11 protein-coding genes are annotated in these 12,377 nt (G+C 72.6%); 4 read left to right on the forward strand and 7 right to left on the reverse strand.

Going from position 1 to position 12,377, the window contains the following annotated elements; all coding sequences use genetic code 11:
- Positions 1–230: 230 nt before the first annotated feature.
- Both aspA and ACZ7HT_RS28965 read left to right on the forward strand, forming a co-directional pair.
- Entirely contained in the window at positions 231–1,673 is a 1,443-nt protein-coding gene (gene aspA / locus ACZ7HT_RS28960; RefSeq protein WP_471171300.1) for an aspartate ammonia-lyase, read from the forward strand.
- A gap of 122 nt (positions 1,674–1,795) precedes the next feature.
- Complete coding sequence (locus tag ACZ7HT_RS28965; RefSeq protein WP_471171301.1) at positions 1,796–3,445, forward strand: GMC oxidoreductase; 1,650 nt, start codon at positions 1,796–1,798, stop codon at positions 3,443–3,445.
- Between the two features lie 111 nt (positions 3,446–3,556).
- On the opposite strand, the gene ACZ7HT_RS28970 is transcribed toward ACZ7HT_RS28965, so the two are convergent.
- From ACZ7HT_RS28970 to ACZ7HT_RS28980, 3 genes are all read right to left on the reverse strand, one after another.
- Positions 3,557–4,045: a carboxymuconolactone decarboxylase family protein gene (locus tag ACZ7HT_RS28970; protein ID WP_471171302.1), complete on the reverse strand. Its 489-nt coding sequence runs from the start codon at positions 4,043–4,045 to the stop codon at positions 3,557–3,559.
- Positions 4,045–5,121 carry an NAD(P)H-dependent amine dehydrogenase family protein gene (locus tag ACZ7HT_RS28975; protein WP_471171303.1) on the reverse strand — a complete coding sequence of 359 codons (1,077 nt, stop codon included), beginning with the start codon at positions 5,119–5,121 and terminating at the stop codon, positions 4,045–4,047. The genes ACZ7HT_RS28970 and ACZ7HT_RS28975 overlap by 1 nt, the downstream gene beginning before the upstream one ends.
- Before the next feature lie 80 nt (positions 5,122–5,201).
- Positions 5,202–6,602 carry a pyridoxal phosphate-dependent decarboxylase family protein gene (locus ACZ7HT_RS28980; protein ID WP_471171304.1) on the reverse strand — a complete coding sequence of 467 codons (1,401 nt, stop codon included), beginning with the start codon at positions 6,600–6,602 and terminating at the stop codon, positions 5,202–5,204.
- A 329-nt stretch (positions 6,603–6,931) separates the two neighbouring features.
- On the opposite strand from ACZ7HT_RS28980, the gene ACZ7HT_RS28985 reads away from it, so the two are divergent.
- The gene (locus tag ACZ7HT_RS28985) at positions 6,932–7,723 is read left to right on the forward strand and encodes a L,D-transpeptidase family protein (RefSeq protein WP_471171305.1); all 792 of its coding nucleotides are present in this window, start codon (positions 6,932–6,934) and stop codon (positions 7,721–7,723) included.
- Positions 7,724–7,823: 100 nt separating this feature from the next.
- Here the strand turns inward: ACZ7HT_RS28985 and ACZ7HT_RS28990 are convergent, their stop codons facing one another.
- Positions 7,824–9,206, reverse strand: coding sequence for an NAD(P)/FAD-dependent oxidoreductase (locus ACZ7HT_RS28990; protein WP_471171306.1), 1,383 nt, complete (start codon positions 9,204–9,206; stop codon positions 7,824–7,826).
- A gap of 137 nt (positions 9,207–9,343) precedes the next feature.
- Here ACZ7HT_RS28990 and ACZ7HT_RS28995 point away from each other — a divergent pair, with 137 nt between their 5' ends.
- Entirely contained in the window at positions 9,344–9,916 is a 573-nt protein-coding gene (locus tag ACZ7HT_RS28995) for an NADPH-dependent FMN reductase (protein WP_471171307.1), read from the forward strand.
- A gap of 14 nt (positions 9,917–9,930) precedes the next feature.
- On the opposite strand, the gene ACZ7HT_RS29000 is transcribed toward ACZ7HT_RS28995, so the two are convergent.
- The 3 genes from ACZ7HT_RS29000 to ACZ7HT_RS29010 form a co-directional block, all read right to left on the reverse strand.
- On the reverse strand, positions 9,931–11,103 hold the full coding sequence (locus tag ACZ7HT_RS29000; protein ID WP_471171309.1) for a YncE family protein: 1,173 nt from the start codon (positions 11,101–11,103) through the stop codon (positions 9,931–9,933).
- A 170-nt stretch (positions 11,104–11,273) separates the two neighbouring features.
- A complete protein-coding gene (locus tag ACZ7HT_RS29005) occupies positions 11,274–11,855 on the reverse strand; it encodes a dienelactone hydrolase family protein (protein ID WP_471171310.1) in 582 nt (193 codons plus the stop codon).
- A gap of 90 nt (positions 11,856–11,945) precedes the next feature.
- Positions 11,946–12,290, reverse strand: coding sequence for a hypothetical protein (locus ACZ7HT_RS29010; protein WP_471171311.1), 345 nt, complete (start codon positions 12,288–12,290; stop codon positions 11,946–11,948).
- Positions 12,291–12,377 lie beyond the last annotated feature (87 nt).

Genomic DNA, 12,377 nt, shown 5'->3' on the forward strand with positions numbered 1-12,377 from the left:
TCGGGCCCGGACAGGCCACCCCACAGCCCCGGCTCGCGGACGGTGCACCCCCCGCCCGCCCGCGAGCCGGATTTCAACCTCCCTCACCGGCGCACCGCGCCCGCCGGGGTCACCCGGCGGCTCCGCCGTGCCCGGACACAGCCACCCGGCCGCACGTGCGCCTCCCGCGCCCGCGCACGCCTCCGTACCACCCGGTATCCCTCCCCTCCTCTCCCCAAGGACGGCCCTTCATGGTTCCCGCGGTTCCCGCACCGGCCCCGCACGACGCTCCTGTCCGCCGCGAGCACGATCTGCTCGGCGACCGGGACGTCCCCGCCGACGCCTACTGGGGCGTCCACACCCTGCGCGCCACCGAGAACTTCGCCATCACGGGCACGCCCATCTCGGTCTACCCGCTCCTCATCGACGCGCTCGCCGCCGTCAAGGAGGCCGCCGCCCGCGCCAACGAGGAGCTCGGCCTGCTCCCCTCCGACAAGGCCGCCGCCATCGCCGGCGCCTGCCGGGAGATCCGTACGGGACGGCTCCACGACCAGTTCGTCGTGGACGTCGTCCAGGGCGGCGCCGGCACCTCCACCAACATGAACGCCAACGAGGTCGTCGCCAACCGGGCCCTGGAGCTCCTCGGCCACGCCAAGGGCGAGTACACCCACCTCCACCCCAACGAGGACGTCAACCTCGGCCAGTCCACCAACGACGTCTACCCGACCGCGATCCGCATCGCGGCGATCGGCGCCGCCCGCGAGCTCCTCAAGGCCATGGCCGTCCTCCAGGACGCCTTCGCCGCCAAGGCCCTGGAGTTCCGCGAGGTCGTGAAGATGGGCCGCACGCAGCTCCAGGACGCGGTGCCCATGACGCTGGGCCAGGAGTTCTCCACGTACGCCGTGATGCTGGAGGAGGACCGCGGCCGGCTCGCCGAGGCGATCGAGCTCATCCACGAGATCAACCTCGGCGCCACCGCCATCGGCACCGGCCTCAACGCCGCCCCCGGCTACGCCGAGACCGCCCGCCGCCACCTCGCCGAGCTGACCGGGCTCCCGCTCGTCACCTCCGCCAACCTCATCGAGGCCACCCAGGACTGCGGCGCCTTCGTCCAGCTCTCCGGCGTCCTCAAGCGGATCGCGGTCAAGCTCTCCAAGACCTGCAACGACCTGCGCCTCCTCTCCTCGGGGCCGCGCGCGGGCCTCGGCGAGATCAACCTGCCGCCGGTGCAGGCCGGTTCGAGCATCATGCCCGGCAAGGTCAACCCGGTGATCCCCGAGGTCGTCAACCAGGTCGCCTTCGAGGTGATCGGCAACGACATCACCATCACCATGGCGGCCGAGGCGGGACAGCTCCAGCTCAACGCCTTCGAGCCGGTGATCTTCCACGCCCTCTCGAAGAGCCTGCTCTCGCTGCGCGCCGCCTGCCTCACCCTCGCCGAGCGCTGCGTCGACGGCATCACCGCCAACGCCGAGGCGCTCCGGGCGGCCGTGGAGAACTCCATCGGTCTCGCCACGGCCCTCAACCCGCACCTCGGCTACACCGCCGCCACCGCCATCGCCCAGGAGGCGCTCGCCACCGGCCGCGGGGTCCTCGAACTCACCGTGGAGAAGGGCCTGCTGCCCGCCCAGCGACTCGCCGAACTCCTCACCCCCGAGCGCCTCACCGGAGCCCCGGGCCCGGCCGCCGTCTGAGCGCGGGCAGGGGGATCAAGAGGGCCTCTCCGGCCATAAGTTACCCGGCAGTTTCTCGTGACTTCCTCGGCGGGCAGTCGTAGAACGTGTTCCCATTCACTCGCGAAGCCGAGGAAGATCACATGAGTGAACACCCCCTGTCCGCCCAGGGAAACCACAGAGTCAGCCGCCGCAGTTTTCTCGCCGGAACAGGTTCTGTTCTCGGCGCCGCCGCCCTCGCCGGTACGATCACCACCCCCGCCCGCGCCGAAGTGCCCGGCCTGAACTGCACCCCCATCCCCGACGGTTCCCAGGTCCGTGCCCTCGTCATCGGCACCGGCTACGGCGGCTCCGTGGCCGCCCTGCGGCTCGCCCGTGCCGGCGTCGACGTCCACATGATCGAGATGGGCATGGCCTGGGACACCCCGGGCCCCGACGGCAAGATCTTCGCCAACACCACCAAGCCGGACTACCGCTCCTTCTGGCTGCGCAGCCGCACCAAGCAGCCGCTGAGCCAGTTCCTCGGCTTCCCCCTCGACAAGGACGTGCCGGTGCACACCGGCATTCTCGACGCGGAGGACTTCGCCGGCATCACCGTCTACCAGGGGCGCGGTGTCGGCGGAGGCTCCCTCGTCAACGGCGGCATGGCCGTCACCCCGCTCCGGGAGCGCTTCCCGGCGATCCTCCCCACCGTCGACCCGGCCGAGATGTACGCCACCTACTACCCGCGCGCCAACGCGGGCCTGGGCGTCACCTCGGTGGACGTCAACTGGTGGGAGAACCAGGACTGCTACCAGTACGCGCGCGTGGGCCGCAAGCACGCCGAGCGCTCCGGCTTCCCCTTCGTCTTCGTGCCCAACGTCTACGACTGGGACTACATGAAGCAGGAGGCCGCCGGGGCCGTCCAGAAGTCCGCCCTGGACGGCGAGGTCATCTACGGCAACAACGCGGGCAAGAAGAGCCTCCAGAAGACCTACCTCGCCCAGGCCGCCGCCACCGGCCGGGTGAACGTCTCCCCGCTCCACCGGGTGACCTCCGTCAGCCCGGCCGCCGCCGGCGGCTACACCGTCGTCATCGAGCAGATCGACACCACCGGCGCCACCCTCGTCACCAAGACCGTCCGCGCCGACCGGGTCTTCTTCGCCGCCGGCAGCGTCGGCACCAGCAAGCTCCTCACCCGGCTCAAGGCGACCGGCGCCCTGGGCGCCCTCAACGACGAGATCGGCAAGGGCTGGGGCGACAACGGCAACGTCATGTGCGGCCGCGCCAACCACATGTGGGACCCCACCGGACAGCTCCAGTCCTCGATGCCCACCGCCGGCATCGACAACTGGGAGGCCGGCGGTGCCTTCTCCGAGGTCGCCCCGCTGCCCACCGGCATCGAGACCTACGCCTCGTTCTACCTCTCCATCACCCGCACCCCCCGCCGCGCCGAGTTCAGCTGGAACCCGGCCACGGGCAAGGTCGACCTGAGCTGGGACCGGGCCTGGAAGCAGACGTCCATCGACATGGCCAGGTCCATCTTCGACAAGATCAACAGCAGGGAGGGGACGATCTACCGGACCGACCTCTTCGGTGCCTACAAGATCTGGGGCGACCACCTCACCTACCACCCGCTGGGCGGCGCCGTCCTCGACCGGGCCACCGACAACCACGGCCGCCTCCACGGCTACCAGGGGCTCTACGTCATGGACGGCTCCCTCATCCCCGGGAACACCAGCGTCAACCCGTTCGTCACCATCACCGCCCTCGCCGAGCGCAACATCGAGCGCATCATCGCCGAGGACTTCTGAGGACGAGGACTTCGGAGGGCGAGGACTTCTGAGGACGAGGACTTCGGAACGCGAGGGCCTCCGAAGGCGCCGAGGGGCCGGCCGGCGAGCGGCCGCCCCCTCTCCGTATCCTCAGTGCGTCGGCAGCACGCAGACCTCGTCGAGCCCGAGCACCCGGTTGAGCCGCCCGAACGCCAGCCACGAGCCCAGGCTCATCGTCAGCTCCACGATCTCCGCCTGGCTGTACCGCGCCGTCATCCGCGCCCAGAACTCCTCGTCGAGACCGTGGTGGTCGAGCGCGTAACGCTCCGCGTACTCGGCCGCGAGCCGCGTCCGCTCGTCGAAGGACTCCGAGACCTCCGTCTCCCGCCACGCCGCGACGAGCTCGTCGAACCCCTGCTCGACCTTCACCCCGTCCCGGTCCGTGCGCCAGTCGAGACAGAAGCCGCAGCCGTTGATCTGCGCGATCCGCAGCCGCGCCGCCTCGAACTCGCGCAGCCCCAGGGTCGTATGGGCGTACACGGACAGCGAGAAGTTCGCCGCCGCCGTCCCGATCTCCGGGACCATGTCGCCCCACACGTACCCGATCGGCTCCTGGCCCTCGGGAATGTCGATGATCACTACGGTCTCCTTCCCAGCTTCCCGACCGCCGGCCGCAGCGGCACGTCCAGCGCGTCGTACAGTCCCGGCTCCGCCGCCGCCAGCCACTCGATCGCCCCGACGAGCCGCCCCACCGCCGTGGCGTTCCCGCCCGCCGACCGGTTCTCGCCCTCGTCGGTCGCCGCCACCGTCACCTCGATCCGGGGGCTCCCCTCGACGATCACCCGGTGTGCGCCCGCCCCGTCCGGCGGCACCGGCCAGTCCGGCGCGCACGAGGGGTGGATCCGGGTGACGTGCTCGATCACGATGCGGGGTTCCCCGCCGACGATCCCCTGGACCTCGAAGCGGACCGCGCCCTGCGTGCCCGCCTCGAACGCGCCCATCGTCCGCGTCTTCACCGTGGACTCCAGCGGGCGCCGCTCCAAGGTCTCGCGGATCTCGTCGAGTTCGGCCCCGAGCGCGCGGGCCATCAGGCGTATCTGCCCGCCCCAGATCATCGTCGGGACCGACGGCCAGAGCATGGGCGGCTCGTACTCCATCGGCCGGCCCATCCCCACGAGTTCGCGGACCGACTCCTCCTGTTCGTACGTCGAGTAGTCGAAGATCTCCTGGCAGCGGATCACGTCCACCGTGGCGGCGAGGCCGCTCACCAGGAGCGGCAGCACGTCGTTGCCCCAGCCCGGGTCGACGCCCGACACGAAGAGCGAACCGCCGCCCTCGGCGACCGCCGCGAGCACCGGATCCCGGAACTCGGGCGGCGCGTTGCGCTGGTCGTACAGCGGATACAGGGCGGGTGTCACCACCACCGCGCCCGCCGCCACGGCCCGCGCCACATCGGCGAGCGCCCCGTCGGGCCGGGTGTCGCCGGAGGCCGCGTACACCACCGCCCCCGGCCGCCCGTCGAGCACCGCGCCGACGTCGTCGCCGGCGAGCACCCCGAGATCGCGCCCGAGCCCCGCGAGCCGGCCCGCGTCACGGCCCACCTTGGCCGGGTCGGACACGAGCACGGCCGCGAGCTCGAGACCCGGATGGGCGTCCACGGCGCGAATGGCCGCGCGCCCGACATTCCCCGTACCCCACACCACCGTCCGAATCATGCGCGGAGGGTAGCGCCGGGCGCCGGAGGTTCCCAGACCCGCGACGAGATGTTCTGACGGGTCGTCAGAAAGTTGCCGGTTCAGGCCGGAAGGAGCGCGACCGCCCGCGCGAGCGCGTCCCGGACCCGGTCCGTGTCCTGCTCCGTCGTCCGCCAGTTGCTGAACGCGGCGCGCAGCGCGGGCGTCCCGTGCAGGACCGTGGGGGTGAGGAAGGCCTCGCCGGAGTCGGCGACCGCCCGCGCCACGGCGGCGAGCCGCTCCGCCGTCGGACGGTCGGCGAGCGTGAAGCACACGACGTTCAGGTGCACCGGCGCGAGGAGCCGGAGGCCGGGGGCGGCCGCGATCCCCTCGCCGAGGCGGCGGGCGAGGGCCGCGCAGCGCTCCACGATCTCGGCATGCCCCTCGCGCCCGTACGCGGTCAGCGAGAACCACGTGGCCAGGGCGCGCAGCCGCCGCGAGTTCTCCGGCGTCAGATGCAGGAAGTCGGGCGTCCCGGTCGGGAGGCCGAGATACGGCGACTCGTTGTGGAAGACCCGTACCTGGAGGTCCTGACGGCGGGTGAACTGGACGGCGGCGTCATAGGGGACGTTCAGCCACTTGTGCAGGTCCACGCAGATCGAGTCGGCGGCGTCGAGACCGTCGACGAGCGAGGCGTGGGCGGGGGAGAGCGCCGCGAACGCGCCGAACGCCGCGTCGACGTGCAGCCAGAAGTCGTACCGCTCCTTGAGCGCGGCGATCGCCCGCAGGTCGTCGAAGTCGACCGTGTTCACCGTCCCCGCGTTGGCGACCACGATCGCCGGCCGCCCGTCCAGCGACTCCAGCGCCTCGGCGAGGCGCGCCACGTCCACGGCCTCGCGCTCCCCGCCGAGCAGCGGCACCGGCCGCAGCCGGTCCCGCCCGATGCCCAGGACCGACAGGGCCTTGGTGATGCTGGAGTGCGGGCTGCCGGACAGGACGGTGACGGGGCCGAGCGCGGCCGCCCCGGCGCGCGACACCGAGACGCCCAGCCGCTCGCCCAGCCACTCCCGGGCGATGGCCAGACCCACGGTGTTCGACATCGTGGCGCCGCTGACGAACGCGCCCCGGTGCTCCCCGCTCAGCCCGAAGAGCTCCCGCAGCCAGCCCACCGTCTCGCGCTCCAGGGCGTCGGAGGTCGAACCCCCGCCGCTGGATCCGTTCTGGTCGTACGTACCGGTGAGCCAGTCGCCGGTCAGCGCCGCCGGGGTGGCGCCGCCGGTCACGAAGCCGAGGTAGCGCGGGCCCGCCGAGCCCGAGAAGCCGGGGTCCCAGCGCCGCGCGAACCGGTCGAGGGCGCCCTGCGCGCCGACGCCCTCCGCCGGGAGCGGCTCGGGCACGGGGGCATCCTCGGCGGTGGCGACGGGCCGCTCATCCAGCCGGGACAGCTCACCGGCCGCGAAGTCGCGGGCGGACTGGAGGAGTTCGGGGAGGCGGGCGAGGTCGGCGGCGAGGCTGGGATGCATGGCCTCAGAGTAGGCAGTCGATCAAGGGGAACGCGGGGGCCAATCCGAAGGAAGTGGCCTGGTTTCGGGATCCGGAGGCGGGCCGATCGCTCTCAGTGGTATCTCAGCCGTGCCTCGGTGGCACCTCAATGGCACGTCAATGGCACTTCAGCGGTACTTCGGCGGTACCTCACTGGTACGGATTCCGGTCGGGCCGCGCGGGGAAGGCGCGGTCGGCCGTTCGCGCCACGGAGGCAGCCGTACGGGTGAGGGCGCGGTCGCGGCGGCAGTGCCGCCCGTCGAACGGGTACGGATCGCTGCACTGCCCCCGGCCAGGAGGATGCCGTCCCATGCCCGTCCGCAAGGGCGCACCCGCGCTGCTGAGCGCCGGCGCACTGTGCGCCGCCCTGCTGCTCACCGGCTGCGCGAGCCCCACCGCACCCACACCCGCACCCGCCCGCACGACCGCGCCCGCCTCGGGTGACGGCCGTCCCCACCCGGCCTCGCCGGCCGCGGGCGCCAACCACCTCGCGTCCGCCCCGGTCCCCGTGCCCAGGCTCCCCGGTGTCGGCCCGGACACCCAGGCCCTCGTGCCCGACGGCAGCACCCAGGCCCTCGTCGTCACCGGCGCCACCGAGGACTCCAACACCTCGACCGCCACCCTGTACCGGCGCGACCCCGCCCGTGGCTGGATCGAGGCCGCCGGACCGTGGCGCGCCCACAACGCCCTCCAGGGCTGGACCTCCGACCACACGGCCGGTGATCTGCGCAGCCCCATCGGGGTCTTCCGGATCGGCGACGCGGGCGGCAGGCTCCCCGATCCCGGCACCCGGCTCCCGTACGACGAGGACGAACTGTTCGACATCAGCGGCACCGGCTTCCTGGGTGAGCCGCTGGAAGGATCGTTCGATCACGTGATCGCGATCGACTACAACCGGGTGCCGGGGCGGAGCCCGCTCGACAGGGAGCGTCCGCTCGGCGACGAGAAGGGCGGCGGCGTCTGGATCCACGTCGACCACGGCGGACCCACGCAGGCCTGCATCGCCCTGGACCAGGAGGCGCTGCGTGAACTCCTGCGCGCCCTCGACCCGGCCGCGGATCCCGTCGTGGTCATGGGCCCGGCGCGAGAACTCGCGGAATGACGGCCCGCGCGGCGTCTCGCGTACGGACAGCCTGCCCGGCGCCGGGAATCGGACACCCGGCGCCGCGCGGAGGGTGTCGGTCTCCGCCGCGCGGAGTGCGTCAGTCGCCGCCGCCCGTCCCGACCGCCCCGCGCAACGAGCCCGTGTGCTCGCGGACCTGCTCCGGCGTCAGATACGCGTCCGTGTACTCGAAGTCCCGGAGCGTCCCCGCCTTCGAGGCCAGGAACCCGGTCCGTACGTAGTCGTCGCCCGCGACGGCGTTGAGCAGCCAGTTCGTCATCACCCGGGTCTTGGCCACATTGGTCCGCAGCGCCGCCCAGTGGTAGCCGCGGGCCACGGCCTGGGCGGCGGCCCCGTGCAGTTCCACACCGAGCGGCTTCGACACCCCGTCCATCCCGCCGAGGTCCACGACGAGCCCGAGGTCCTTGTGCGTGTACGGGTGGGTCTGCTCGTGTCGCAGCGTCGCGACGAGGTTGTCGGCGACGGCCTTGCCCTGCCGCATCGCGTGCTGCGCGGTCGGCGGGCAGATCGCGCCCTCGTCGCCCTTGACGAGGTCGGGGACGGCGGCCGCGTCGCCGAGCGCCCACACCCCGTCGAGCCCCGGCACGTCCATCTCGGCCGAGACGACGAGCCGGCCCCGGACGGTCTCCGCGCCGAGCGTGCCGATCAGCGGGCTCGCGGCCACTCCGGCCGTCCAGATCAGCGTCCGGCTGGGCAGCACCCGCCCGTCGGTGAGGGTCACCGCCTCGTCGTCCACGGAGGCCACCGACACTCCGAGCGACACCTCGATGCCGCGCTTGGTCAGGATGTCCATGGCGGCGGCGCCCAGCTTGTCGCCCAGTTCGGGCATCAGCTTCGGCGCGATGTCCACGAGGTGCCACTTGATGAGGTCGGGGTCGAGCCGGGGGTAGCGCTTGACCGCGTTGCGGGTGAGCAGTTGGAGGCAGGCCGCCGTCTCCGTGCCCGCGTAGCCGCCGCCGACCACGACGAACCGCAGCCGTGCGGCCCGCTCCTCGTCGTCGTCGCTCGCGTCCGCCAGATCCAGCTGGGCGATGACGTGGTCGCGGATGTAGACGGCCTCCGCGAGGGTCTTCATCCCGCGCGCGTGATCGGCGAGCCCCGGGATGTCGAAGGTGCGGGTCACGCTGCCCGGCGCGAGGACGAGGTGGTCGTACGGCTCCGTCACGAACTCGCCGGAGATCGTCCGCACCACACAGACCTTCGCGGCCGTGTCGACGCCGACGACACCGCCAGGGACGATCCGGGTCCGGTGCCGCTGGCTGCGGCGCAGCGAGAGCGCGACCGACTGCGGGGTCAGGACGCCCGCGGCCACCTGGGGGAGCAGCGGCAGGTACAGCTGGTACGAGAACGGTGAGAGGAGCGTGATCAGCGCCTCCCGATCGGCAAGCCGCCGTTCGAGCCGCCGTACGCAGCCCACACCGGCGAAACCGGCGCCCACCACGAGGATTCTCGGTCGCGTCACGCTGTCCGCCCTTCCGTATGAGCGTTGGTTTCACCCTTTTTATCGCGATTGGTGACGTATCGCTCCTCGGGTTACGTTGCGGAAGGCCCCATGGAAGGCCCCGGAAACTCCCCCCAGCGGAAGGCAGGACAGCGCGCATGACCACGTACCAGGTCGGCTATTTCGTCGGCAGCCTCTCGACGAAGTCCATCAACCGGATCCTGTCCCGGGCCCTGATCCGCGTCGCGCCCCCCGGCCTCGAGTTCCGGGAGATCCCCATCAAGGACCTCCCCCTCTACAACCACGACTTCGACGCCGCCTACCCGCCCGAGGGCAGGGCCCTCAAGGACGCCATCGCGGCCGTCGACGCGGTCCTCTTCGTGACGCCCGAGTACAACCGGTCCATCCCCGGCGCGCTCAAGAACGCCATCGACTGGGCCAGCCGCCCCTGGGGCACGAACTCCTTCACCCACAAGCCGTCCGCCGTCATCGGCGCCTCGCCGGGCAAGATCGGCACGGCCGTCGCCCAGCAGAGCCTCCGTTCGGTGCTCAGCTTCTGCAACTCCCCGCAGATGAACGCCCCGGAGGCGTACATCCAGTTCACCCCGGGGCTGTTCGACGAGGACGGGGAGGTCACCGATCCGACGACCCAGCAGTTCCTGTCGGACTTCATGTCCGACTTCAAGGCCTTCGTGGAGCGGGTCCTCACCGTCCTGCCGCCGCAGCGCTGAGGCGCCGCCGCGGGTCAGAGCACCGCGATCCCCAGGGGGCGCGAGCCCGCGGGGAGGCGGCGGGTGTCGCCCGTGTCCAGGTCGACGACGGTCAGACCGTCCCAGTACCCGTCCCGGGTGAAGCCGCCCGTCACATAGGCGGTACGGCCGTCCCGGGACACGGCCACGCTCTCGTGCGGGCCCTCCAGCGGGTAGACCCGCTCGGCACCGCCGGGCGCGCGCACCGTCAGGGAGGGCCCGCGGTCCACGTCCGGGTCGATGGGGCCGGTGCCGACGGTCAGCAGCGTCCCGTCGGCGGTTGTGGTCGCCCCGTGCTGATGGGTGTTCGCGGTCATCGGCTCGATCGTCGTCCGGCCCGTCCGGGGGTCGACCACCGCGAGCCGCTCGCCCTCGAAGGGCAGCAGCAGCTTCCCGTCAGAGGGGCGGACGGCCGTGTAGTGCGGCTTGAGCCAGGAGCCGGGCCCGCCCTCCGTGCCGTACGGGGCGACCTCGATCCGGCGCGGCTCAAGGGTTCCCGCCGCGACGACCGTGACGTCGAAGGAGTCGTGGTCCGTCGCGTACACCTCGGCGCCGTCCCGTGACACGTCTATGTCGAACGGCCGCCGGCCGACCGGGACGGTGTCGGTGACCTTGAGCGCCGTCGTGTCGATGACCTCGAGCGTGCCGTTCCCACCGGGCACGTTGACGCCCACGTAGGCCCGACGCCCGTCCGGGGAGATCGCGATGCCCATGCCGCCGCCCCGGTACTCGCCCGTCGTGACGGGACCGGTGTCCGTGCGGTACGGGATGAGCGCGAGGCGTGCGCGGCTCTTCGTGTCCACGACGGCCACGCCCTCGGCGGTCGCCACCCAGGCCCGCCCGTCCTCGCCGACGGCCAGACCGTACGGCGCGGTGCCGACCTTCACGGAACCGGTGGCACCGCGCGCGGGGTCGACGAAGGTGACCGTGTCGGAGCCGAAGTCGGTGACGAGCAGGGTGCCCGGGGCGACCGTGCCGTCCGGGGCGGGCGTCACGGTGACGGGGGAGCCGGGGGAGCCGGGGGTGGGCGAGGTCCCGGCGGGCGTCGTCCCACCGGTGGCGGAGGCCGTCCCGCCGGAGCCCTGGGCGCAGCCCGCGAGCAGGACCACGGCCACCGCGCCGGGCAGGAGCACCCGGGCGGCACGGGACGAACGGCGGAACTTCGGCATGACGGACTCCTCGGTACGGCGACCGCGCGGACGGCCCTGCAGGGGGTCCCGCGCCCTGCCCCGATCCTCCGCCCGCGCCGGGCCCCGCCGGGTCCGCCGCCCGTCCCCTCCCGGACGGCGGGACGGCCGACCCCGGGGTCCACCGATCGGTTGACCCGGCCCCGCGGGGCTCACCCGTCGAGGGCGTCGAGGAAGCACAGCACCCGCTCGGCGCACAGCGCGGCCGCCTCCGGCACGAAGTCCGGCGCACCGCGCTCCGAGAACAGATGGGCCGCCCCCGGGTAGAGGAACAACTCCCGCTCCCCGGAACCCGCCACCAGTTCGCGCGCCGCCACCAGGTCCCCGTCGCCGACGAAGTACGGATCGGCGTCCATCCCGTGCACCTGGACCCGTACGCCCTCCGGCCAGGCCGTGCCGAACGCGTGCACCGGCACGCAGGCGCCGAACAGCAGCGCACCGGCAGCGCCGGGCCGGGTCTGCGCCAGCTTCTGCGCGGGCAGCACGCCCAGCGAGAACCCGGCGTACACGACGTCCTCCGGGAGCCCCTCGGCCGCGCGCTCGCCCCGGGCCACGATCGTGTCGAAGCCGACCTCCTGGGCGTGCCCGACGCCGGCTTCCAGGTCCCCGAACGTCCGCCCCTCGTACAGATCGGGCACGTGTACCGTGTGCCCGGCCCGCCGCAGGCCTTCGGCGAACGCGCCGACGCCCTCCGTCAGCCCGAGCGCGTGGTGGAAGAGCAGTACCTCGGCCATCTCGTCATCCCCTGTGTCACCGTACGGTCACGTCGGACGGCAGCATGACGTACGCCACTGACAACGGCCCGGCACTCGGGTCCGACGAGGTCAGTGCAGCGGCCGGTGCGGGACGACGGCGCCGGCCTGGCCCATCATGCCCCCGGGGCCGCCCACGCCCATCGGGCCGCCGACACCGGGGTGCGGGGCACCGGCGGGCACGATCGCGCCCTGCGGCACCAGACCCTGCGGAGCCATGCCCTGCGAAGCCATGCCCTGGGGCGGCATCCCCTGCGGCACCATTCCCTGCGGTGCCATTCCCTGCGGAGGCATCGGGATCACCCGGCTCAGATCCCGCAGAACCTCCTCGGCGACCTGACGGACGTCACCGGGAACATCCCCCCGCTCCCGTATGAGCTCGGCATAGATAGGTGCCGTGCCGTCCGCGTGGTTCATGGGGCTCGCTTCCTTCGTCTGGGCCGGTTCCGTCACCGACGGGCAGACGGCGAGTCTACGGGGCGCCACCGACACGCCCGGGGTCGG

Source organism: Streptomyces sp. NPDC037410 (assembly GCF_055602235.1).